This window comes from Agromyces sp. NSFZ (assembly GCF_056156205.1).
Genome location: NZ_CM149585.1, coordinates 4,193,684 through 4,214,825, shown reverse-complemented (window position 1 = coordinate 4,214,825; position 21,142 = coordinate 4,193,684). Strand labels below are relative to the sequence as shown.

Sequence of the window (21,142 nt, the reverse complement as noted above, 5' to 3'; positions counted from 1 at the left end):
GTACGCTGGTCGGCGCGATCGGGGAGGAGCGGGATGGCGCTTCGACCGGCTCAGGACGGCGCGGATGCCCCTGCGCCCGACCTGCACGTCGACGCCGGGCTCGCAGCACGGCTCGTGGCCGCGCAGCACCCCGACCTCGCGGGTCCGGTCGAGCTCGTCGCGAACGGCTGGGACAACGTCGTGTTCCGCCTCGGCGAGCACCACGCCATCCGGATGCCCCGACGGCGCCTCGCGGTGCCGCTCATCCGGAACGAGCAGCGCTGGCTCCCCGAACTCGCCCCGCGCCTGCCCGTGCCGATCCCGGTGGCCCTGCGCGTCGGCGAGCCGGCGCTCGAGCTCGGCTACGACGCGCCGTGGAGCATCGTGCCGTGGTTCCGCGGCACCGACGCCGGGCGGTTCGATGCCGCGACGCGCGGCGTTGCCGTGAACGGGCTGGCGGCGTTCGTGGCCGAGCTCGGCGCCACGCCCGCTCCCGCGGATGCCCCGGCGAACCCGTATCGCGGCGTCCCGCTCGCCGACCGCGACGAGGCCGTGCGGGCGCGGCTGGCAGGCGGTCGGCTTCCCGGGTCGGGGCGGCTCTCCGCGGTGTGGGAGCGCGCGCTCGGCGCACCGGCGTGGTCGGGGCCGCCGGTCTGGCTGCACGGCGACCTGCACCCGGCGAACCTGCTGCTGGCCGCATCCGGATTCCTCACCGCGGTCGTCGACTTCGGCGACCTCACCGCGGGCGACCCGGCGACCGACCTCGCGACGGCGTGGCTCACGTTCGACGCGCGATCGCGGCGCGTGTTCCGTGCCGAGCTCGAGCGTCGTCGTGGCGTCGACGAGGCGACCTGGGACCGCGCACGCGGCTGGGCGCTCGTGCTCGCCTCGGCCATCGTGGAGCAGGCCGGCACGTCGACCGCGTTCGGCCGCGTGGGCGCGCACGCGCTCGAGCAGGTGCTGGCCGACTGAGCGGCGTGGCACGTCGATCGTGCGGCGGGTCGTCCTCCACAGGCGGTTCGGGATGTCGCCGGCGCACGGATGCCGCGGGGTGGGCGCGCACGGGCCGGCGGCGGCGTCAGGCTCGGGTCATGCAGGATGCTCCCCCAGTCGCCGCAGCGCTCGCCGGCCGCACCGTGACGCCCGAGCTGATCGACGCGGCACGACGACTCCTCGTCTCGCTGCGAGCGCTGCACGACGAGGTGCGGCTGACGATCCCCTCGCTCTGCCCGCCCGGCTCGGGGGCGTGGCGCTCCACGGCCGCCGACCACTACGTCGAGGGACTCGACGACCTGCGCACCCGGCTCGTCGGCGGGCTCGGCTTCCTCGCGGACGCCACGGCCGCGCTCGACGACCGCATTCGCCGGATGCAGGCGCAACTCGACGTGGAGCAGGCGGCCAACGGCACGCTCGCACGATGAGCAGCGACGGCCTCATCGTCTCGGGCGGCGGCTCGACCGCCGTGGCGGTCGACGAGCTGTTCGCCGACGCCGCGCGTCTCGGCACGGCCGAGGCCGTGATCGGCGGCTGGGTCGAGCAGGCCGCCGTGATCCGGCGCGGCGTCGGTGCGCTCGATCTCGCCGAGCCGGCCGGGGGATGGCGTGACCAGACCTCGCCCGCATGGTTCCTGCAACTCGCCGACGTCGCACTCGGTCAGGCTGTCGACCGTGCGCGCGCCCTGCACCGGGCGCTCATCGAGGCCGCCGAACGCTACGGCGCGACGGAGCGCATGATCGACGGACTGTGGACCTTCGGCGCGGCCTTCGCCGCATCGTGGGCCGGGGCGATCGTCACGGCCCCCGCGACGATCGCCGGGGCGCTGCTCGTCGCGGCAGGGCAGTCGGCGGGCGATGCCGTCTGGCGGCGAGCCGGCCTCGGGCCGACGCCGCTCGCCTCATGGCTCGACGAGCACCGCGGCCTGCTCTCCGATCCCGCCTTCGTGCGGCTCGTCGCGGTCGCCGGCGACCACGCCGACGAGTTCGCGGCCGGTGCCCTCCGCGCCCCCGTGCCGCCGGTGATCGTGCAGGCGCTCGGCACCGCCGTCGGCGCACCGGAATCGGCGGCGGTGCTGCTCGGGCTCGCCGGGCTGGCCGGCCTCGGGGGCCTCGGCGGCCGCGTGCTCGTGGACGCGCCGGTGCGGGTGCGGCGTGCCGACGATGCGGGCGCCGCGAGCGGGAGCCGTGTCGAACCGCCGACGGGTCTCGGCGATCTCGCCGACCGGGTGCCCCCGCCCGACCCCGGTCGGCCGCAGATCCGCATCGAGCGATACGGCGACCCGGCCGAGCCGCGGTTCATCGTCTACATCGGCGGCACGGTCGACCCGACCGTCGTCGCCGGCGTGGAACCGTTCGACCATACCTCGAACGCCCATGCCGTCGCCGACGACGGCTGGGCCGACGCCCTGCGTCCGCTCGGCGCGGATTCGGCAGCCACCGAGCGCGCCGTGCGCGCGGCCATGGCCGAGGCCGGGGTGCGGTCGAGCGACCCGATCCTCCCGGTGGGGTACTCGGGCGGTGGCATCGTCGCGGCCGGGCTCGCCGCCGATCCGGCGCTCAACGTCGTCGGCGCGGTGAATCTCGGCGGTCCGGTGGCGTCGGCTCCGACGCGCGAAGGCGTGGGAGTGCTCTCGTTCGAGCACGAGGAGGACCTGGTTCCCGCAACCGGCGGAGTGGGGCATCCGTCAGCCGAGCGGGTCACCGTCTCGCGGAGCGTGCTCGATCCCGGCCGCTCGTACGACGCGCTCCTGCCGGCCCACGAGCTCGACCGGTACCGCGAGACGGCGGCGCTCGCCGACGGCTCCGACGAGGCCCGCCTGACCGCCTTCCGCGAGCTCGTCGCCGAGGTCACCGGCGGGACGTCGGGCGAACGCAGCGACTGGCGCGCGATCCGCGACCTCAGTCCTTCGACGGACGGACGATGAGCCCGATCAGCCAGCTGATGAGGCCGAGCACCAGGGCACCGAGCACACCCCACCAGAACCCGTCGACCACGAGGCCGAAGCCCATCAGGTCGCTGATCCAGGCGACGAGGAGCAGCAGCAGGCCGTTCACGATGAACGAGATGAGCCCGAGCGTGATCACGTACAACGGGAACGCGACGATGCGCACGAAGGTGCCGACGATCGCGTTGACGAGGCCGAAGATGAGCCCGATGAGCAGGTAGGTGAGCACCGTGGCGACGGTCGTCTCCTCGTAGGGCACGACCCGCACGCCCGAGACGATGAACGTCGTGAGCCAGAGGGCGAGCGCGACGACGATGACCTTGACGAGGAACCTCATGAGCCAACTCTGGCAGACGGGCGCGCGCGATCGAAGGGGTACGGTGGAATCCGTGACCGCACCGGAGCCCACGGGGGCGAGTGTCCGCCTTCGCCCCGAGATCGCCGCCCTTCCGCCGTACCGCCAGGGCCGGCCGGCCCCCGCCGACGGCTTCAAGCTCTCGAGCAACGAGAACCCGTTCCCGCCGCTCCCCGGCGTGGTGGGGGCGGTGGCCGGTGCCGCCGAGGAGATCAACCGGTACCCAGACGCGACGGCGCTCGCGCTTCGAGAGCGGCTCGCCACCCGTTACGGCGTCACGGCCGACGAGGTGCTCGTCGGTGCCGGCTCGGTCTCGCTGCTGGCGCAGTTCATCCTGGCCGCGGCGCAGCCGGGTGACGAGGTGGTCTACTCGTGGCGCTCGTTCGAGGCCTACCCCGGACTCGTCACCGTCGCCGGGGCCACGAGCGTGACCGTGCCGAACCGGCCCGACCACGGGCACGATCTCGACGCGATGGCAGCGGCCGTCACCGAGCGCACCAGGGTGGTCATCGTCTGCTCCCCCAACAACCCCACGGGCGTCATCGTCACGGCCGCCGAGTTCGAGGCGTTCATGGCCCGGGTGCCGCGCGACCTGCTCGTGCTGCTCGACGAGGCGTACATCGAGTTCGTCGCCGACGGGGCATCGGTCGACGGGCGTTCGCTCATCGGCCGGTACCCGAACCTCGTGATCCTGCGCACCTTCTCGAAGGCGTACGGCCTCGCCGGCCTCCGGGTCGGGTACGCGATCGGACCGGTGCCGATCCTCGACGCCGCACGCGCGACGGCCATCCCCCTGGGCGTCACGGGCACGGCCAGCGCCGCCGCGCTCGCCTCGCTCGAGCCGGCCGTCGAGGCGGAGCTGCTCGAACGCGTGAGCATCATCGCGGGGCGCCGCGACCAGTTGCGCGACGCGCTGATCGTGCAGGGATGGCCCGTTCCGCAGGCGCAGGGCAACTTCGTCTGGCTGCCCACCGGCGACGCGACGACGATGGTCGCGGAGCGCCTCTTCGACGCCGGCCTCGTCACCAGGGCGTTCCCGCCCGAGGGCATCCGGGTCTCGGTGGGCGAGCCCGACTCTGTCGATACCCTCCTCCGGATCCTGAGCGAGCTTGTACCGGCCTCACAAGAAGGGCACCCTGCGTAGCGGGTACCGTGGAACGGTGGCAGCCCGCGAGAGAGACTTCACCGCGCCGACGGTCCAGCTCCTGACCCCAGCCGGAGAGCTGCGCCCGACCCCTGAGGCCGAGCCGTACCTCCCCCTCGTCGAGGCCCTGCCCGACACCATGCTCGAGCAGTTCTACCGCGACATGGCCATCTCCCGGCGCATCGACATCGCGGGGGCGAACCTGCAGCGGCAGGGCCAGCTGGCCCTCTGGGTGCCGAGCCATGGGCAGGAGGCCGCGCAGGTCGGCTCCGCGCATGCCGCCCGCCCGCAGGACCACATCTTCCCGTCCTACCGCGAGCACATCGTCGGCATGATCCGCGGGCTCGACCCCGTGAACATCCTCTCGCTCCTGCGGGGCGCGACGCTCGGCGGGTGGAACCCCTCGGAGAACGGCAACTTCCACCTCTACACGCTCGTGCTCGCGTCGCAGACGCTGCACGCCACGGGATACGCCATGGGCATCCAGTTCGACGGCCTCGTCGGCTCGGGCGACCCCGAGGCCGATACCGCGGTGCTCGTGTACTACGGCGACGGCGCGAGCTCGCAGGGCGACGCGAACGAGGCGCTCGTCTTCGCCTCGAGCTACCAGACGCCCCAGGTCTTCTTCATCCAGAACAACCAGTGGGCGATCTCGGTCCCGGTCTCCCGGCAGTCGCGCAGCCCGCTGTCGTTGCGCGGCGGCGGCTTCGGCATGCCCGGCGTGCGCATCGACGGCAACGACGTGCTCGTCAGCTACGCCGTCACGCGCCAGTCGCTCGAGGAGGCCCGCTCGGGCGCGGGTCCGAGCCTCATCGAGGCGCTCACCTATCGCATGGGCGCGCACACCACGGCCGACGACCCGACCAAGTACCGCACCGACGCCGAGGTCGCCTACTGGTCGGAGCGGGACCCCATCACCCGGTACCGGGCCTGGCTCGAGGGGCGCGGGGCATCCGCCGCCTTCTTCGACGAGGTCGATCGCGAGGCAGCGGATGTTGCCGCCGACCTCCGTCGCCGGGCCCTCTCGCTCACCGCACCGACGCGTGAGAAGATCTTCGCCCACGTCTACAGCGAGCCGCATCCGCTCATGGTCGAGGAGCACGCGTGGCTCGAAGCGTACGAGGCGGGCTTCGAGGGAGGAACGGCATGACCGCGCGCACCGAGGAGGAGCAGATCGTGGTCGACCGGGCCGAAGCCGCTGCGGCGTCATCCGTCGAGGCCGTCGAGCATGCCGAACGAGGCATGCGAGGGGTGCAGACCCTCTCGATGGCCAAGGCCATCACCGCGGGGCTCCGCGAGGCCATGCGGGCCGACGACAAGGTGATCCTCATGGGCGAGGACATCGGGCCGCTCGGCGGTGTCTTCCGGGTGACCGAGGGGCTGTCGGCCGAGTTCGGCGACCGTCGCGTGCTCGATACGCCGCTCGCCGAGTCGGGCATCGTCGGCACCGCGATCGGGCTGGCCATGCGCGGTTACCGCCCCGTCATCGAGATCCAGTTCGACGGCTTCATCTTCCCCGCGTTCGACCAGATCACCACGCAGCTCTCGCGGCTCACCGTGCGTCACGACGGCACGATGTCGATGCCCGTCGTGATCCGGGTCCCCTACGGCGGGCACATCGGCTCGATCGAGCACCACCAGGAGAGCCCCGAAGCGTACTTCGCGCACACTCCCGGCCTCCGCGTGGTCAGCCCGTCGAGCCCCCACGACGCGTACTGGATGATCCAGGAGGCGATCGCCTCGAACGACCCCGTGCTCTTCTTCGAGCCGAAGAGCCGCTACTGGCCGAAGGGGCCCGTCGACCAGGACCACTCCGGCATGCCGTTGCACTCGAGCCGGGTCATCCGTCAGGGCACGGATGTCACGGTCGTCGGTCACGGCGCGATGATCTCGACGCTGCTGCAGGCGGCCGACATCGCGGCGGAGGAGGGCACGAGCCTCGAGGTCGTCGACCTGCGCTCCCTCTCCCCCATCGACTACGGCCCACTGCTCGAATCGGTGCACCGCACCGGACGCCTCATCGTCGCCCAGGAGGCGTACGGGTTCGTCAGCGTCGGGTCCGAGATCGCGGCGACGGTGGCCGAGCGTGCGTTCTACTCGCTCGAAGCCCCGGTGCTGCGGGTATCGGGTTTCGACACGCCGTTCCCGCCTGCCGCCCTCGAGACCGAATACCTGCCGAGCCCCGATCGGGTGCTCGAGGCCGTCGACCGTGCGTTGGCGTACTGAGCGGCAGGGCACCCGGCCGGCAACCGGCTTCAGCATGACGACGACGGCATAGATCGACTGCGAGGGTAGAGACATGAACGAGATCCGGTTCCCGCTGCCCGATGTCGGTGAGGGACTCACCGAGGCCGAGATCGTGCAGTGGCGGGTCGCGCCAGGCGACCGCATCGAGCTCGACCAGGTCTTCGTCGAGATCGAGACGGCCAAGTCGCTCGTCGAGCTTCCGAGCGCGTTCGAGGGCGTCGTCGCCGAACTGCTCGTCGAGGAGGGCCGCACGGTCGACGTCGGCACGCCGATCCTCGTGATCCACGCCGACGATGCGGCACCGGATGCCTCGGCGCCCGCGCCGAGCGCCGGTTCGGATGCCACGGCGCCAGCCGCCGCCGCTGCCGCAGCGTCCTCGCCTGCGGTCGCAGCCGCGCCGGCCGCCGCAGCTGCGCTCGCTCCCCCGAACGGCACCGTCGCCTCCCACGCCCCCATCGCGGGCGAGGGGGGCGGAGCGGTGCTCGTCGGCCACGGATCCTCCGGACACACCGCGACCCGTCGGCAGCGGCATCCGTCGCCTGGTGGCGCGCACGAGCACCTCGCCGCCCCGCGCCCCGCGCCGCCGGTGGCCCCGGCGCCCCCGGCTCCCCCGCGCGCCGCTGCGACCGCTGCCGCCGGCTCGACTGTGGCCGCTCCCGCTCCGTCCATGCCGCGATCGGAATCCGGCATCCCGGTCATTGCCAAACCGCCGATCCGCAAGCTCGCGAAGGACCTCGGCGTCGACCTCTCGCGCGTCAGTCCGACCGGTCCGATCGGCGATATCACGCGCGACGACGTGATCAGGGAGGCCAGCCAGGTCAGCGTCTTCCGCAACATCCAGACCCCCGAGTGGCCGACCGCTCGCGAAGACCGGATCCCGGTGAAGGGCGTTCGGAAGGCCATTGCGCAGGCCATGGTGCAGAGCGCATACTCGGCGCCGCATGTGAGCGTCTTCGTCGATGTCGACGCCACTCGCACCATGGAGTACGTCAAGCGGCTCAAGGCCTCGCCCGACTACGCCGGCGTCAAGGTCTCCCCACTGCTCATCATGGCGAAGGCGATGATCTGGGCGGTGCGGCGCAATCCGACGGTCAACGCGCAGTGGACCGACGACGAGATCATCGTCAAGCACTACGTCAACCTCGGCATCGCGGCGGCGACCCCCCGCGGCCTCATCGTGCCGAACATCAAGGAGGCGCAGGCCATGAGCATGGCCGAGCTCGCCACCGCGATCGAGCAGTTGACGCTCACCGCACGCGAGGGCCGCACTCAGCCCGCCGAGATGCAGAACGGCACCATCACGATCACCAACATCGGTGTCTTCGGCATGGACACGGGCACGCCCATCCTCAACCCGGGCGAGGTCGGCATCGTCGCCCTCGGCACCATCAAGCAGAAGCCGTGGGTGGTCGACGGCGAGGTGCGTCCGCGGTTCGTCACCACGGTCGGCGCGTCGTTCGATCACCGTGTGGTCGACGGTGACGTCGCCAGCCGCTTCCTCGCGGACGTCGCGTCGATCATCGAGGAGCCGGCGCTCCTCCTCGAGTGAGCCTGGCGGCCGCAGCGGTCAGAGACGGATCTCGTACGTGACGGTGTCGGCCTCGCGACCGACCTCGACCAGACCCGCGTTCTCGAGCACCCGGCGTGCCGGGAGGTTCGCGATCTCGCAGGCCGCACGGGCGATCGCGGCGCCCGTCGAGCGCGCGAGGTCGATCGTCTCGAGCACGGTGTGCAGCGCGAGGCCCTGCCCGCGCACCGCCGGCACGAGTCCGAACGCGAACTCGACCGCGCCGTCGTCGTCGGGCGGGCCGAAGAGGTTCACGCCGCCGATGGCGGCGCCGTTGCTGCCGCGCCGCACCAGGTAGGGCCCGAATGGCGCGGGGTCGCCCGTCTCTCGAACCGCCTGCACGAACTCGCGGAGCAGCTCGGGTTCGTCGGTGAACGCGTAGCCGCCCTCCCAGCCGTCATGCGGGTCGACCTCTCCGGCGAGCACGCGCTCGGCATCTGCGAGGGTGAACGGATGCAACGTGAGGGGGGTCGTCGTCGTATCCACGTGCCTCATGGTCGCACGTCCCTGCGACACTCGCCAGCACACTCCACAGGTCTTGACAGCGGCCCGCAGTCCGCAGATGGTTTTGACAATCATTATCAATAAGGTCTACCGTGGAAGCATGATCCGACCTGCAGTGTCCAATGTCCGCCGCGCCCGCACCGTGCTCAGCACGGGCGCGCTGGTCACCGCGGCGGCACTCGGCCTGTCGGCCTGCGCGACGTCGGGCGACCCGGGCGAAGGAGCCGGCGGCCCGACCATCGTGGCCACGACCACCCAGGTCGGCGACTTCACGCGCGAACTGGTGGGGGACACGGCCGAGGTCTCGCAACTGCTCGCCGCAGGGCAGAGCGCGCACGGCTTCGACCCGTCGGCCGCGCAGCTGCTCGCCCTGGCCGATGCCGATGCGCTGGTGATCAACGGCGGCGGGCTCGAGAGCTGGCTCGACGACGCCGTGAGCGCCTCGGGCTTCGACGGCGTGCTCATCGATGCGAGCACGGGCATCGAGCTGTACGGCACCGGCGATCACGACGACGAGCACGCCGCAGACGCGACGGACGAGCACGCCGAAGACGCCACCGATGAGCACGCCGACGAGCATGACCACGCCGACGGCAACCCGCACATCTGGACCGACCCCGAGCTCGCCGAGCACATGGTCGAGAACATCGCCGACGGACTCCGCACCGTCGACGGCGTCGATCCCGACGCCGTCGAGGCCAACGAGACCGCCTACCTCGAGCAGCTCGACGCGCTCGACGGCTGGATCGAGGCGAACGTCGCGCAGGTGCCCGTCGAGCAGCGGCTGCTCGTCACGAACCACGACGCCTTCACGTACTTCCTCGACGCCTACGACATCACTTTCGTCGGCAGCATCATCCCGAGCTTCGACGACAACGCCGAGCCGAGTGCGGCCGAGATCGACGACCTCGTCGCGGACATCCGATCGACGGGCGTGCTCGCCGTCTTCTCCGAGGCATCCATCTCGCCGAAGGCCGCGGAGACGATCGCGAGCGAAGCCGACGTCACGGTCTACTCCGGCGACGACGCCCTCTACGGCGACGCACTCGGTGCGCCCGGGTCCGAGGGCGAGACCTACCTCGGCAGCCAGGTCCACAACGCGCGCCTGATCCTCGAGTCGTGGGGCGTCGAGCCTTCCGCGCTCCCGGCCGTGCTGCAAGGATGACGGCATGAGCGACTCAGCGGTGCTGCGCCTCGAGGGTGCGGCCTTCACCCACCGGGGCGGGGGCGGGGTCAGCGGGCTCGATCTCAGCATCGGGCCGGGGGAGGCCGTCGCGCTCATCGGGCCGAACGGCGCCGGCAAGTCGACGCTGCTCCACGGCATCCTCGGGCTCGTGCCGCTGACCGCCGGCGTCATCGAGGTCGGCGGCGCGAAGGCGGCTGCACCGAGCGCGACCACGGATGTCCCGGCCGACTCCTCGCGCGAGGAGCGCGCCCGAGACCGCCTGATCGGGTTCCTTCCGCAGTCGAGCCAGCTCGACCCCGACTTCCCGATCAGCCTCGAGCAGGTGGTCATGCAGGGTCGGTATCGACGGCTGGGGCTGCTCCGCTGGCCCGGCCGCGAGGACCGCGCTGCGGTGCGCCGCGCGCTCGAGACCGTCGGCCTCGCCGACCTCGCGAGGCGGCGCTTCGGCGAACTGTCGGGAGGCCAGCGCCAACGCGGCCTGCTCGCGCGGGCCCTGGCGGGGGAGCCCAGCCTGCTGCTGCTCGACGAACCGTTCAACGGGCTCGACCAGTCGAACCGGGACGCGCTGATCGACACGCTTCACGCCCTGAAGCGAGAGGGTGTCGCCGTGCTCGTCTCGACGCACGACCTCGAGCTCGCGCGGCTCGTCTGCGACCACGTGGTGCTCGTGAACGGCCGCCAGCTCGCCTTCGGCCCGGTCGACTCGGTGCTCACGCTCGACAACGTGCAGGAGTGCTTCGAGGGCGTCGAGGTCGAGCTCGACGAGCACACCCTCGTGGTTCCCGGCCACGAGGAGCATTGATGCCCCGAGCGGCATGCCCCGGCCGCCGCGGCGGGTGGGGGAGTGGTGCCGGATGAACCCCCTCGACGCACTGTTCGGCGCCTTCGCGATCCCGTTCATGGCTCGAGCGCTCCTGGTGATGCTCGTGCTCGCGATCGTCGCGGGCATCGTCGGCGTGCTCGTCAACCTCCGCGGACTCGAGTTCATCAGCGACGGCCTCACCCACGCGGTCTTCCCCGGCCTCGCGATCGGCCTCGTGCTCGGCGGGACCGCCGGGCTGCTGCCAGGGGCGGCCATCGCCGCGCTCGCCGCCGCGGTGATCCTCACCTGGCTCGATCGCGCCGGCATCACGTCGGATGCCGCCATCGCCATCGTGCTCACGGCGACGTTCAGCGTCGGCGTGATCGTGGTCTCGAAGAGCGATGACTACGCGGGGGAGCTCGAGACGCTGCTGTTCGGCCGCGTCCTCACCATCCCGCCCGATGAGGTGCTCCCCCTCGTCGTCGTCACGCTCATCGCGGCCGCCGCCGTGCTCGTCACGGTCAGGCAGCAGCTGTTCCGCGCCTTCGACCGCGCCGGCAGCCGGGCAGCAGGCGAATCCGGACTCGCGCTCGACCTCGTGCTCAACGCCGCCGTCGCCCTCGTGGTGGTCGCCGCGGCGAGCACCATCGGCACGCTCCTCGTGCTTGCGATCCTCATCGTGCCGGGCGCCGTGGCGAGGCTCATGACCCGGCGCATGTGGTGGCTGTTCCCCGCCGCCGCGTCGTTCGCCGCGGTCGCCGCGTGGCTCGGACTCGCCGTCGGATTCGCAGCCTCCGTCGGCGGGGGCGTCGACCTCCCGGCCGGCAGCACGATCGTCGCCGTCTTCATCGTCGGATACGCCGTCGTGCTCGCGGCCCGATTGATCGGGGACCGCGTGGCGGCGGCATCCGGAGCGGTGCGCTGATGGGGTACTTCGAACGCGCGCTGGTCGCGGCCATCCTGATCGGGGCCGGAACGGGCTTCGTCGGCGCGCTGGTGGTGCTCCGGCGGCGCACGTTCTTCGCGCAGGCGCTGACGCACGGGACCTACCCGGGTGCGGTCGCGGCCGCCGCCCTCGGTGCGAGCGTGCCGGTCGGCGCGGCCGTGGCATCCGTCGTGCTCGTCGGGGTCATGGCGGGCATCGCGCGCGTGCGGCATCAGGGCGCGCAGGTGGCCGCCGGCATCGTGCTCACGGGCGGGTTCGCGGCGGGCGCGATCCTGCAGGCGCTCCTCCCCGGCCTTCCGGTGCGGGCGGAATCGCTGCTCGTCGGGTCGATCCTCACGGTGACCGACGGGGACCTGGTGCTCGCGGCATCCGTCGCCCTCGTCTCCGTGCTGGTCGTCGCGGCCTTCGGCCGGCAGATCATGTTCTCGACCTTCGACACCGCGGGCTACCGAGCGGCGGGGAACCGGGAGTGGCCCGTGGAGGTCCTCGTGCTCGGGCTCACCGCCGCCACCGTGGTCAGCGCGCTGCCGGCCGTGGGGGCGATCCTCGCGATCGCGCTGATCGCCGCACCGGCCGCCGCCGCCCGGCTCGTGGTGCCGACCTATCGTGGCATCCTCCTCGCGGCGCCCGTGATCGGTGCCGCGTCGGGCGTCGTGGGGTTGCTGGCGTCCCGCGCGCTCGCCGTCGCGGCAGGGCCGAGCATCGCGCTCGCCGCGACCGCGTTCTTCGCGCTCGCCTTGGCGATCTCCAAGCTGCGCGGACTACCGTGGAACCGAGTCGCCATACCTGTGGAGACCGCAGAGGACGCACGCACCGCATGAAACGCAACACCTGGCAACGCGAAGCCGTTCGCGAGGCCCTCGACGACACCGAGGGCTTCATCAGCGCGCAGGCGCTGCACTCCACGCTGCACGCCTCGGGATCGCCCATCGGGCTCGCGACCGTGTACCGCGCGCTCGGCGATCTCGCGGCGAGCGGCGAGGCCGACTCGCTGCAGTCGCCCGACGGCGAGGCGCTCTACCGGGCCTGCACGACGACCGGCCATCACCACCACCTCATCTGCCGCAACTGCGGGCTCACGGTCGAGATCGAGGCGCACGAGGTCGAGTCGTGGGCGAAGAAGGTGGCCGGGGAGCACGGCTTCACCGGCGCCGCGCACGTCGTCGACGTGTTCGGGCTGTGCGCGAACTGCACCCGACTCGCCGCAGACGAGCGGGGCTGAGCGGGGCACGGGCGTCGAGTTCGCCCGCTCAATCGGGCTCGTGCTCGAAGTGGTCGCGCACGAGCGCGACCGGTGCCTTCGCGGCCCACGCCTCCGCCACGAGCTCGCCGAGGCGCCGCCGTGAGATGGCGTCGAGGTGCACGAGCACGGCCGGGTAGCCGTCGAAGTGCGGCGTGGTGAAGAACACCGCGGGGTCCTCGGCGACGAGCGCGAGCTTCACCGCCTCGTCCTCGGTCGCAGCGCCGAGCACGGGCCCCTCCTGGGCGGCGATGCCGAGCGCCTCGAGGTCGGCACGGCGCAGCGGCCGCTCCCAGACGAAGCCCTTCCCGTTCACCTTCCACTGCGCGTTCCCGCGCGAGACACGCTCGCTCGTGCCCGGCAGGGCGAGCGCGAACTCGCGAACGTCGTCCCACGCGGCCATGCGGGTGAGGCTACGCCTCCGGATGCCGCGCCGCAGCCCCCGTCCGGCGGACGCGGCCTCGAACTCGCCATGTTTCCGTTCTCGCGCCGCGTGCCCGGCGCAGCGGGCACCCTGCGTGGAAACGGGAACATGAGACGGCGTGCCCGGGCCCACGGCATCCGGCCCGCGGCATCCGGATGCCGCATCCGCTCGATTTCAAGCGCGATCAGGACGTCTGGTAAGCTGGATCTTTGGCTGGGCGCTTCCACCGCTCAGACCGTGGACACTCCCTCAGTATCGAACCGCGCAAGCGGATGAGGGCGCGTCTGCAGACAAGAGACCTTGGGAGGGGCATCCGCCCCTCGGTATTGGAGGAAAGACCAATGGCAGCAGTGTGCCAGGTGACCGGAGCCGTTCCCGGCTTCGGACACAACATCTCGCACTCGCACCGTCGGACGAAGCGCCGCTTCGACCCGAACGTGCAGAAGAAGACCTACTACGTGCCGTCGCTTCGTCGTAACGTCACCCTGAACGTGTCCGCCAAGGGCATCAAGGTGATCGACGCCCGTGGCATCGAGGCCGTCATCAAGGACATCCAGGCACGTGGGGTGAAGCTCTGATGGCGAAGCAGCAGGACATCCGTCCGATCATCAAGCTCCGGTCGACGGCCGGCACCGGGTACACCTACGTGACCCGCAAGAACCGTCGCAACAACCCCGACCGTCTCGTGCTCAAGAAGTACGACCCTGTGGTGCGCAAGCACGTCGACTTCCGAGAGGAGCGCTAAGACATGGCGAAGAAGAGCAAGATCGCGCGCAACGACCAGCGCAAGGTGGTCGTCGACCGCTACGCCGCGAAGCGCGCCGAGCTGAAGAAGGCGCTCGTCGACCCGAACGGCACCGACGAGAGCCGCGAGGCCGCCCGTGTCGGCCTGCAGAAGCTGCCGCGCAACGCCTCGCCGGTGCGCGTGCGTTCGCGTGACGCCATCGACGGCCGCCCCCGCGGCGTGCTCACGAAGTTCGGCGTCTCGCGCGTCCGCTTCCGTGACATGGCGCACCGTGGCGAGCTGCCCGGCATCACCAAGTCGAGCTGGTAGCCACCCCCGCTTCACCGAGAGGGGCGTCCCGGAAGGGGCGCCCCTTTCGTCGTCTTCGGGCACGCCCGACCGGCCGCATGTTTCCGTTCCCGCGCCGCGTGGCCGTCGCAGCGGGCACACCGCGCGGGAACGGGAACGTGGGAGGTCGGTGGGACTCCGCTGGGACTCCGATGGACCTCCGGTGGGATTCCGCTCGGCGACACGCCGGCTCCGAGAAAGTCCGAAAAGACCCGGAAATCCGCGTGATTCCGCGGTTCTCTGCTACATTCGAGGCGGCCCGATCGGCCACGGGGGCGGTTGAACGATCGTTCCCGAGAACTCATAGATAGCTGTACCGAAACAGCGGAAGTCCGAGGAGGACATTCAATGGCTGACAAGTCGCTGAACAAGACCGAGCTCGTCGCGAAGATCGCTGCGTCGACCGGCCAGAGCCAGGCCACCGTCGACGCCGTGCTCGGCGGTCTCTTCGACGCGCTCGCCGAGTCCGTCAAGTCGGGCACCAAGGTCTCCATCCCTGGCTGGCTCGCCGTCGAGCGCACCTCGCGTGCCGCGCGCACGGGCCGCAACCCGCAGACCGGTGCCACGATCGACATCCCTGCCGGTCACTCGGTCAAGGTCTCGGCCGGTTCGAAGCTCAAGGCTGCCGTCAAGTAGCATCCGACGCTCGCGAGGGGCGCACGGCCGTGGTCGTGCGCCCCTCCGTCGTCCCCGCGCACGCTCGGAGCGCACGCTCGGGCGGGCCGTCTAGGCTGGTTCGGTGCCCCGCTCCGTCCGCGTGCTCGGTCCTGCCGTGCTCCTCGCCGTCGCGCTCGCCGCCACGTTCGCGGCCCTCGCGTTCGGCGGCGGCGCCGCACCGCTGCCCATCCAGGACCCCGGTCCCCTCGCCCGCTGGGGCCTGCCGGTCGCGAAGCTCCTGGTGAACCTCGGCGCGGCCGGCATGATCGGCGCGCTCGTGCTCGCGGTGTGGGCGCTCAGCCCCAAGCGGCGCGAGTTCGACCTCGCGCTCGACGTTGCCGCGGCATCCGCTGCGGTGCTCACGGTCGCGAGTGCCGCCACCGCGATCTTCACCTTCCTCGTGGTCACGGGCGCGCCGTTCGAACTCAGCGAGGCGTTCGGGCAGGGGCTCGGCCAGTTCGTCACCGAGATCGAGCTCGGTCGCGCGTGGCTCACCACGACCCTCGTGGCCGCCGCGGTCACCGTGCTGTGCTTCGCGGTGCGCAACCACACCGCGCTCGTGTTCGTCTCGGTGCTCGCGGTCGTCCCGCTCGTGCCCATGGCGCAGCAGGGACACTCCGCCGGAGCGGCCGGGCACGACGCCGCGATCACCGCGCTCGGGCTGCACCTCGTGTTCGTCTCGGCATGGGTCGGCGGCCTCGTGACCATCGTGCTGCTGCGCCGCGAACTCGGCACCGAGCGCCTGCCCGTGGTGCTCGCGCGGTACTCGACGGTCGCGCTCATCTCGTTCATCGTCGTCGCCCTGTCGGGCTACACGAGCGCGGCCCTGCGGGTCGGCACGTGGGACGACCTCGGCAGCCCGTACGGCGTGCTCGTGGTCGTGAAGGTGGCGGCGCTCATCGCCATCGGCCTGTTCGGCGCCGTGCAGCGCCGGTTCCTGATCGGCCGGATGCTCCGGGGCGCGGGTCAGGGCACCTTCTGGATCCTCGTGGTCGCCGAGCTCGCCTTCATGGGACTCGCGTCGGGCGTCGCCGCCGCCCTCGCCCGCACGGCGACGCCGGTCGCCGAGGATCCCGGCTCGCTCGCCCGCACGCCCGCGGAGTTCCTCACGGGCGAGCCGCTTCCCCCGTGGCCCGACTGGTGGCGTTACGTCACCGAGTGGAAGCCCGATCTCATCTGGCTGCTGCTGTGCGGCTTCGGCATCTTCTTCTACGTCGCGGGCGTGCTGCGGCTGCGTCGCCGCGGCGACGCGTGGCCGGTCTACCGCACCGTGCTGTGGGTCGCCGGGCTGCTCGTGCTCGCCTACATCACCAACGGGGGGGTGAACGTCTACGAGGGCTACCTGTTCTCGGCGCACATGGGAGCCCACATGGCGCTCACCATGGCGGTGCCGGTGCTGCTCGTGCCCGGCGCCCCGGTGACGCTCGCGGCCCGGAGCATCCATCCACGGAAGGACGGATCGCGAGGCGGACGCGAGTGGATCCTGCTCGCCGTCCACTCGAAGTACGCGGCCGTCATCGCGAACCCCATCGTCGCTGCGGTGCTGTTCGCCAGCTCGCTCTGGATCTTCTACTACTCGCCGCTCTTCCGATGGACGATGTTCGACCACATCGGGCACGAGTGGATGATCGTGCACTTCCTCATCACCGGGTACCTGTTCGTGCAGTCGCTCATCGGCATCGACCCGGTGCCGTACCGGCTGCCGTTCCCCTTCCGCCTGGTGGTGCTGCTCGGCACCATGGCGCTGCACGCGTTCTTCGGGCTCGCGATCATGTCGGGTACCGGGCTCCTGCTCGCCGACTGGTACGGCGCGATGGGATGGGGCACCGACGCCCTCGCCGACCAGCAGGTCGGGGGCGGCATCGCGTGGTCGGTCGGCGAGATCCCGACCGTCGCCCTGGCGATCACGGTCGCGATGCAGTGGGCACGGAGCGACGAGAAGGAGTCGAAGCGCCTCGACCGCCACGCCGACCGCACCGGCGACGCGGAGCTCGAGGAGTACAACGCGCGGCTCGCCGCGATCGCCGAGCACGACCGCCAGGGCTCGTAGGGTTCCGATACGCCCGCGCTCCGAGCGGCGCCACGCGGCCGGCGACCCCGCCATTACGTGAGCTGGATCGCGATGCTCCCGTCGGGTCGGATGCTCGCCGTGAGCGACAGCTGGAACGGCTCGTCGATCTCGAGGGTCGAGAACTCCCCGTCGAAGAGCGACTGCACCTCCACCGAGATGTGAGCGACGCCCTCGGTGGGCGGCATCTCGAACGCGGTCTCCCCGGGCACGAGCGTGACCACGGGATTCGTCGCCATCGTCCATACGGGCTCGCTCACGACGCGGTCATCGATCTCGATGCCGAAGGGACATCCGGCCGGCTGCAGCACCGGCTGGCTGGTGCACTGCTGCAGGTAGTCGTCGACCTTGTTCTGCACCCGCTCGACGAACGTGGTGGTCGGCATGGAGTCGACGGTGACCGCCGTGCGTGCCGACGGCGGGACCGGGAGGGTGACGGGGACGGCCTCGAGGAGCGTCGACTGGTAGCCGAACTCGTAGACCGCCGGGGCGATCGCGAGGTACGGCGCGACCTGGGTGAAGGCCGTGAGCTCGTCGCCGGTCTTGTGGGCCCGAGTGTCGAGCTCGAGGGTGCCGACGGTGAAGATCGGGTGGTGCGCCGCCGTGACGTCGACGACCGCGAGGGGGCTGACCGCGAACTCCCATCGGCTGAGCAGGCCGTAGAGCGGCGGGAGCGGTCGCACGTCGAACGTGGTCTCGACGATGGTCGTGTCGAGGCGGTAGCTGGCGGTGACGGAATGGCTGCCGTCTGGATTCGCGACGTCGCTGAGGATGCGGACGTCTTCGGGGCCGGACTCGATGACGTCGGAGCGGAACATGGCCGTCGACACGTCGGCCGGCAGCCCCAGGGCCGCGAGCTCCTCCGTGTCGAGGGCCACGCCGGGCGTCGTCGAGGCGGTCGCGATGTCGTCGTCGGCGATCGCCGTGAGGTACCGCTCGACGAAGCTCGAGGAGCCGTAGATGGTCTGGTTCAGTCCGCCGAGGGCCGCCAGGAACGCCGCGACGAGGAGCGCGGCGAGCATCGCCCAGCCGGCCACCGACATGAGCGACAGCCGACCGTCGCGCACGCCAGGGCTCCCCACCCCGACAGTCTAGGCGGGCGGCAGCCGTCGCTCCCGGAGCACCTCCACAGACCGGCCGCCGCGGGGCGGATCCACAGGCGGGCTGCCGCTGGCGGAGGCCGCAGCCGGCGAGGTTACAGTGGGAGCACGCCCGCATGGGCGCCATGGCCGCGACGCCGACTCGCGGCATCCGACCGCCGCTCGAAAGCCTCCCCGTGCAGAACGTGACCCTCACCCGAGAACAGGCCGCAGTGTTCCAGGCCATCGAGGGCACGCGCGAGCACGTGTTCGTCACGGGCCGGGCCGGAACCGGCAAGTCGACACTGCTCAACCACCTCAACTGGCACACGCAGAAGCAGATCGTGATCTGCGCGCCGACCGGCGTGGCCGCGCTCAACGTCGGCGGGCAGACCATCCACTCGCTGTTCCGCCTGCCGATCGGGGTCATCGCCGACCAGGCGATCGACCAGAACGACGCCGTGCGGAAGATCCTGAACGCGATGGACACGCTCGTCATCGACGAGGTGTCGATGGTGAACGCCGACCTGATGGACGCCATGGACCGCTCGCTGCGGCAGGCCAGGCAACGGCCGCATGAGCCGTTCGGCGGCGTGCAGGTGGTGCTCTTCGGCGACCCCTACCAGCTCGCGCCCGTGCCGGGATCCGGCGACGAGCGCCGCTTCTTCGCCGACACGTACCCTTCGATGTGGTTCTTCGACGCGAAGGTCTGGCGGGAGGCCGACCTGCGCATCTACGAACTCGGCGAGATCCATCGCCAGCACGACGACGCGTTCAAGCACATGCTCAACGCGGTGCGGCATGGCTGGGTGACGGCCGAGATCGCGGGCGTGCTCAACGACGCGGGCGCGCGTCGTCCGCTGCCCGAGCAGGGCGCGATCACGCTCGCCACGACCAACGAGACCGTCAACCGCATCAACCGCACCCAGCTGCACCGGCTGCCCGGTCAGTCGCTCGCGAACGAGGCCGAGGTGAACGGCGACTTCGGCGGGCGCACGTTCCCCGCCGATGAGCTGCTCGAGCTGAAGCTCGGCGCTCAGGTGATGTTCCTCCGCAACGACACCGCCGTCCGCGGCGACGGCCCGCGATGGGTCAACGGCACGATCGGAACGGTGACCTCGCTCGCCCGCGAAGTGCGCGTCGAGATCGACGGTGAGGAGCACGAGGTCGAACCGGTCACGTGGGAGAAGTACAAGTACACGTGGGATCCCGCCCGCAAGACGCTCGAGCGGCAGATCGTCGCCGAGTTCACGCAGTTCCCGCTGCGGCTCGCGTGGGCGGTGACGATCCACAAGTCGCAGGGGGCCAGCTACGACGCCGCGATCGTCGACCTCGGCTCGCGCGTGTTCAGCCCGGGCCAGACCTACGTGGCGCTCTCGCGGCTGACGAGCCTCGAGGGCCTCTACCTCGCCCGCCCGTTGCGCCCGAGCGACATCATGGTCGACCGCGACGTCGAGCGCTTCATGTCCGGGGCGGTGCGCGAGATCGGGGCCGAAACTCCCGCGTGAGCCCGCGCGTGAGCCCCGGCGCCCCACGCGATGCCACGCCACCGGCCGCCGCGTACGGCGTCACCTCCTGTGCAGGTTAGAATCGCAGCGGACACACGGCTAGGGGGGCACGGTGGCTGATCGTCGGGGGAGGTCACGGAGGCGGGCAGGACTCGTCGCCGCGATGGCCGCGACTCTGGCTCTCTCGGGCTGCACGCCCGGCGTCATCGATCCTGCCGCCGGATTCGACCAGGCCGACACGGCGTTCGCCGAGGAGGTCGCGACCGGCATGCAGGCGGTGCTCGACCAGGCCGTCGAACTCAGCGGATCCAGCGGCGGCCTCGCCGGCGTGTGGGCCCCGTGGGCGGGCGAGTGGGTCGGGACATCCGGAACAGCATCGCACGACGAGGGCGCGGCCGAAGTGCAGGCCGACGACGCATTCCACCTGGCGACCGTCACCACCGAGATCACGTGCACGGTGCTGCTCGCACTCGCCGACGAGGGCGCGGTCTCGCTCGGCGACGACGTGGAGGAGTACGTCGACTGGATCCCACGCCTCGACGGCATCACGCTCGAGCAGCTCTGCCGGCACACCTCGGGCATCGCCGACTACTACCCGGGGCTCCGGAGCCACTTCGTGGCGAACCCCGAGCGCCCGTGGCCGCCGGCCGAGCTGCTGTCGAACGGGCTCGCGATCTCGAGGACCAGCGCGCCGGGGGAGCAGGTGCGGGAATCGCGCACCGGCATCCTGCTGCTGGCGTTGGCGCTCGAACGGAGCACCGGTCGCACCTGGTCGGAGCTCGCGTCGCAGTACGTCTTCGACCGGCTGGGCATGGACGCCACCTCGTTGCCCGAAGCCCAGGTCACCGAGTTCGAGGGAGCGATCGGCGCCTACTCGGCGCGCATCGGGCAGGACGGCTCGATCGACTGCGCGGTCATCGTCGACGACTCGGCGCAGTCGAGTTCGATGGGCGGCGCCGCCGCGGGGGCATTGTCGAACCTCGACGACACCCGCCGCTTCGCGCAGGCGTTCGCCACAGGTGCGCTGCTCTCCGAGAACACGGCCCGCGCGCAGTGGACCACGCTGCCGCTCGGGGGGACCGCGCCCGCGTGGCAGGCCGCGGGCATCGGCGGATTCCAGTACGGACCGATGCGCGGTACCGCGGGCGAGAGCACCGGGGCGCTCACGGCCGCGTTCACCGACCCCGAGAGCGGCCTCACGGTGGTCGTCGCCCTCAACAACTCCACGTCGGGGGCGGAGTTCGTGCGCGAGGTGGCCTTCGCACTCGCCTCGATCGGCTCGAAGGCCGAGCCGGCACCCGAGCGGGAGCGTCCCCTGGTGGAACTGCCCTGGTCGGTCGAGCAGGCGACCGCGAGGATGCAGGAACTGGCGAAGTGCCCGAGCACGCCTGAGGCGACGCCCGAGCCGGTTCCCTCGGGCTGA

23 protein-coding genes are annotated in these 21,142 nt (G+C 71.5%); 19 read left to right on the top strand and 4 right to left on the bottom strand.

Annotated elements, in window-relative coordinates; genetic code table 11:
* Positions 1-33 precede the first annotated feature (33 nt).
* The 3 genes from ACVFI9_RS20160 (at position 34) to ACVFI9_RS20150 (ending at position 2,899) form a co-directional block, all read left to right on the top strand.
* Positions 34-951, top strand: coding sequence for an aminoglycoside phosphotransferase family protein (locus tag ACVFI9_RS20160; RefSeq protein ID WP_474763956.1), 918 nt, complete (start codon positions 34-36; stop codon positions 949-951).
* 119 nt (positions 952-1,070) lie between these two features.
* Entirely contained in the window at positions 1,071-1,400 is a 330-nt protein-coding gene (locus tag ACVFI9_RS20155; RefSeq protein WP_474763955.1) for a hypothetical protein, read from the top strand.
* Positions 1,397-2,899: a hypothetical protein gene (locus ACVFI9_RS20150; RefSeq protein ID WP_474763954.1), complete on the top strand. Its 1,503-nt coding sequence runs from the start codon at positions 1,397-1,399 to the stop codon at positions 2,897-2,899. The genes ACVFI9_RS20155 and ACVFI9_RS20150 overlap by 4 nt, the downstream gene beginning before the upstream one ends.
* Here the strand turns inward: ACVFI9_RS20150 and ACVFI9_RS20145 are convergent.
* Complete coding sequence (locus ACVFI9_RS20145) at positions 2,874-3,257, bottom strand: phage holin family protein (protein WP_474763953.1); 384 nt, start codon at positions 3,255-3,257, stop codon at positions 2,874-2,876. The genes ACVFI9_RS20150 and ACVFI9_RS20145 overlap by 26 nt on opposite strands.
* Here ACVFI9_RS20145 and ACVFI9_RS20140 point away from each other — a divergent pair.
* The 4 genes from ACVFI9_RS20140 to ACVFI9_RS20125 all read left to right on the top strand — a co-directional run bounded on the left by ACVFI9_RS20140 (position 3,256) and on the right by ACVFI9_RS20125 (position 8,215).
* On the top strand, positions 3,256-4,419 hold the full coding sequence (locus ACVFI9_RS20140; protein WP_474763952.1) for a histidinol-phosphate transaminase: 1,164 nt from the start codon (positions 3,256-3,258) through the stop codon (positions 4,417-4,419). The two genes, ACVFI9_RS20145 and ACVFI9_RS20140, sit on opposite strands and share 2 nt — an antisense overlap.
* Before the next feature lie 16 nt (positions 4,420-4,435).
* On the top strand, positions 4,436-5,569 hold the full coding sequence (locus ACVFI9_RS20135) for a thiamine pyrophosphate-dependent dehydrogenase E1 component subunit alpha (RefSeq protein WP_474763951.1): 1,134 nt from the start codon (positions 4,436-4,438) through the stop codon (positions 5,567-5,569).
* 92 nt (positions 5,570-5,661) lie between these two features.
* Positions 5,662-6,645: an alpha-ketoacid dehydrogenase subunit beta gene (locus ACVFI9_RS20130; RefSeq protein WP_474766329.1), complete on the top strand. Its 984-nt coding sequence runs from the start codon at positions 5,662-5,664 to the stop codon at positions 6,643-6,645.
* Between the two features lie 73 nt (positions 6,646-6,718).
* Positions 6,719-8,215 (top strand): dihydrolipoamide acetyltransferase family protein, encoded by a 1,497-nt coding sequence (locus ACVFI9_RS20125; RefSeq protein WP_474763950.1) that lies wholly within the window; start codon positions 6,719-6,721, stop codon positions 8,213-8,215.
* Positions 8,216-8,233: 18 nt separating this feature from the next.
* On the opposite strand, the gene ACVFI9_RS20120 is transcribed toward ACVFI9_RS20125, so the two are convergent.
* Positions 8,234-8,719 (bottom strand): GNAT family N-acetyltransferase, encoded by a 486-nt coding sequence (locus ACVFI9_RS20120; protein WP_474763949.1) that lies wholly within the window; start codon positions 8,717-8,719, stop codon positions 8,234-8,236.
* 118 nt (positions 8,720-8,837) lie between these two features.
* Between ACVFI9_RS20120 and ACVFI9_RS20115 the strand changes: the two genes are divergently transcribed.
* Genes ACVFI9_RS20115 through ACVFI9_RS20095 form a run of 5 tightly spaced genes read left to right on the top strand, consistent with a single transcriptional unit; the run spans position 8,838 to position 12,893 of the window.
* A complete protein-coding gene (locus tag ACVFI9_RS20115; RefSeq protein WP_474763948.1) occupies positions 8,838-9,902 on the top strand; it encodes a metal ABC transporter substrate-binding protein in 1,065 nt (354 codons plus the stop codon).
* 4 nt (positions 9,903-9,906) lie between these two features.
* Complete coding sequence (locus tag ACVFI9_RS20110; RefSeq protein WP_474763947.1) at positions 9,907-10,725, top strand: metal ABC transporter ATP-binding protein; 819 nt, start codon at positions 9,907-9,909, stop codon at positions 10,723-10,725.
* A 52-nt stretch (positions 10,726-10,777) separates the two neighbouring features.
* Complete coding sequence (locus tag ACVFI9_RS20105; protein ID WP_474763946.1) at positions 10,778-11,650, top strand: metal ABC transporter permease; 873 nt, start codon at positions 10,778-10,780, stop codon at positions 11,648-11,650.
* The gene (locus ACVFI9_RS20100; protein WP_474763945.1) at positions 11,650-12,492 is read left to right on the top strand and encodes a metal ABC transporter permease; all 843 of its coding nucleotides are present in this window, start codon (positions 11,650-11,652) and stop codon (positions 12,490-12,492) included. The genes ACVFI9_RS20105 and ACVFI9_RS20100 overlap by 1 nt, the downstream gene beginning before the upstream one ends.
* Positions 12,489-12,893, top strand: a complete 405-nt coding sequence (locus tag ACVFI9_RS20095; RefSeq protein WP_474763944.1) for a Fur family transcriptional regulator — start codon at positions 12,489-12,491, stop codon at positions 12,891-12,893. Before ACVFI9_RS20100 ends, ACVFI9_RS20095 begins: the two co-directional genes overlap by 4 nt.
* 28 nt (positions 12,894-12,921) lie before the next feature.
* Here the strand turns inward: ACVFI9_RS20095 and ACVFI9_RS20090 are convergent, their stop codons facing one another.
* Positions 12,922-13,314: an MmcQ/YjbR family DNA-binding protein gene (locus ACVFI9_RS20090; protein ID WP_474763943.1), complete on the bottom strand. Its 393-nt coding sequence runs from the start codon at positions 13,312-13,314 to the stop codon at positions 12,922-12,924.
* A 362-nt stretch (positions 13,315-13,676) separates the two neighbouring features.
* On the opposite strand from ACVFI9_RS20090, the gene rpmB reads away from it, so the two are divergent.
* From rpmB to ACVFI9_RS20065, 5 genes are all read left to right on the top strand, one after another.
* The gene (gene rpmB, locus ACVFI9_RS20085) at positions 13,677-13,913 is read left to right on the top strand and encodes a 50S ribosomal protein L28 (protein WP_056727420.1); all 237 of its coding nucleotides are present in this window, start codon (positions 13,677-13,679) and stop codon (positions 13,911-13,913) included.
* Positions 13,913-14,080 carry a 50S ribosomal protein L33 gene (gene rpmG, locus ACVFI9_RS20080; protein ID WP_021760158.1) on the top strand — a complete coding sequence of 56 codons (168 nt, stop codon included), beginning with the start codon at positions 13,913-13,915 and terminating at the stop codon, positions 14,078-14,080. The genes rpmB and rpmG overlap by 1 nt, the downstream gene beginning before the upstream one ends.
* A gap of 3 nt (positions 14,081-14,083) precedes the next feature.
* Positions 14,084-14,389 carry a 30S ribosomal protein S14 gene (rpsN, locus tag ACVFI9_RS20075; protein WP_474763942.1) on the top strand — a complete coding sequence of 102 codons (306 nt, stop codon included), beginning with the start codon at positions 14,084-14,086 and terminating at the stop codon, positions 14,387-14,389.
* A gap of 366 nt (positions 14,390-14,755) precedes the next feature.
* Positions 14,756-15,043, top strand: a complete 288-nt coding sequence (locus ACVFI9_RS20070; protein ID WP_474763941.1) for an HU family DNA-binding protein — start codon at positions 14,756-14,758, stop codon at positions 15,041-15,043.
* 103 nt (positions 15,044-15,146) lie between these two features.
* Positions 15,147-17,114: a bifunctional copper resistance protein CopD/cytochrome c oxidase assembly protein gene (locus ACVFI9_RS20065; protein WP_474763940.1), complete on the top strand. Its 1,968-nt coding sequence runs from the start codon at positions 15,147-15,149 to the stop codon at positions 17,112-17,114.
* Positions 17,115-17,167: 53 nt separating this feature from the next.
* Here ACVFI9_RS20065 and ACVFI9_RS20060 read toward each other — a convergent pair whose 3' ends face one another.
* Positions 17,168-18,214, bottom strand: coding sequence for a hypothetical protein (locus tag ACVFI9_RS20060; RefSeq protein ID WP_474763939.1), 1,047 nt, complete (start codon positions 18,212-18,214; stop codon positions 17,168-17,170).
* A gap of 143 nt (positions 18,215-18,357) precedes the next feature.
* Here ACVFI9_RS20060 and ACVFI9_RS20055 point away from each other — a divergent pair, with 143 nt between their 5' ends.
* Both ACVFI9_RS20055 and ACVFI9_RS20050 read left to right on the top strand, forming a co-directional pair.
* Positions 18,358-19,719 carry an ATP-dependent DNA helicase gene (locus ACVFI9_RS20055; RefSeq protein ID WP_474766327.1) on the top strand — a complete coding sequence of 454 codons (1,362 nt, stop codon included), beginning with the start codon at positions 18,358-18,360 and terminating at the stop codon, positions 19,717-19,719.
* Positions 19,720-19,882: 163 nt separating this feature from the next.
* On the top strand, positions 19,883-21,142 hold the full coding sequence (locus ACVFI9_RS20050) for a serine hydrolase domain-containing protein (RefSeq protein WP_474763938.1): 1,260 nt from the start codon (positions 19,883-19,885) through the stop codon (positions 21,140-21,142).

Excerpts from the sequence above, each read along its gene's own strand:
- ACVFI9_RS20160 (WP_474763956.1), top strand. The coding sequence starts at position 34 with ATGGCGCTTCGACCGGCTCAGGACGGCGCGGATGCCCCTGCGCCCGAC.
- ACVFI9_RS20155 (WP_474763955.1), top strand. The coding sequence starts at position 1,071 with ATGCAGGATGCTCCCCCAGTCGCCGCAGCGCTCGCCGGCCGCACCGTG.
- ACVFI9_RS20150 (WP_474763954.1), top strand. The coding sequence starts at position 1,397 with ATGAGCAGCGACGGCCTCATCGTCTCGGGCGGCGGCTCGACCGCCGTG.
- ACVFI9_RS20140 (WP_474763952.1), top strand. The coding sequence starts at position 3,256 with ATGAGCCAACTCTGGCAGACGGGCGCGCGCGATCGAAGGGGTACGGTG.
- ACVFI9_RS20145 (WP_474763953.1), bottom strand. The coding sequence starts at position 3,257 with ATGAGGTTCCTCGTCAAGGTCATCGTCGTCGCGCTCGCCCTCTGGCTC.
- ACVFI9_RS20130 (WP_474766329.1), top strand. The coding sequence starts at position 5,662 with ATGCGAGGGGTGCAGACCCTCTCGATGGCCAAGGCCATCACCGCGGGG.
- ACVFI9_RS20125 (WP_474763950.1), top strand. The coding sequence starts at position 6,719 with ATGAACGAGATCCGGTTCCCGCTGCCCGATGTCGGTGAGGGACTCACC.
- ACVFI9_RS20115 (WP_474763948.1), top strand. The coding sequence starts at position 8,838 with ATGATCCGACCTGCAGTGTCCAATGTCCGCCGCGCCCGCACCGTGCTC.
- ACVFI9_RS20110 (WP_474763947.1), top strand. The coding sequence starts at position 9,907 with ATGAGCGACTCAGCGGTGCTGCGCCTCGAGGGTGCGGCCTTCACCCAC.
- ACVFI9_RS20105 (WP_474763946.1), top strand. The coding sequence starts at position 10,778 with ATGAACCCCCTCGACGCACTGTTCGGCGCCTTCGCGATCCCGTTCATG.
- ACVFI9_RS20100 (WP_474763945.1), top strand. The coding sequence starts at position 11,650 with ATGGGGTACTTCGAACGCGCGCTGGTCGCGGCCATCCTGATCGGGGCC.
- ACVFI9_RS20095 (WP_474763944.1), top strand. The coding sequence starts at position 12,489 with ATGAAACGCAACACCTGGCAACGCGAAGCCGTTCGCGAGGCCCTCGAC.
- ACVFI9_RS20090 (WP_474763943.1), bottom strand. The coding sequence starts at position 13,314 with ATGGCCGCGTGGGACGACGTTCGCGAGTTCGCGCTCGCCCTGCCGGGC.
- rpmB (WP_056727420.1), top strand. The coding sequence starts at position 13,677 with ATGGCAGCAGTGTGCCAGGTGACCGGAGCCGTTCCCGGCTTCGGACAC.
- rpmG (WP_021760158.1), top strand. The coding sequence starts at position 13,913 with ATGGCGAAGCAGCAGGACATCCGTCCGATCATCAAGCTCCGGTCGACG.
- rpsN (WP_474763942.1), top strand. The coding sequence starts at position 14,084 with ATGGCGAAGAAGAGCAAGATCGCGCGCAACGACCAGCGCAAGGTGGTC.
- ACVFI9_RS20070 (WP_474763941.1), top strand. The coding sequence starts at position 14,756 with ATGGCTGACAAGTCGCTGAACAAGACCGAGCTCGTCGCGAAGATCGCT.
- ACVFI9_RS20055 (WP_474766327.1), top strand. The coding sequence starts at position 18,358 with ATGGCCGCGACGCCGACTCGCGGCATCCGACCGCCGCTCGAAAGCCTC.
- ACVFI9_RS20050 (WP_474763938.1), top strand. The coding sequence starts at position 19,883 with ATGGCCGCGACTCTGGCTCTCTCGGGCTGCACGCCCGGCGTCATCGAT.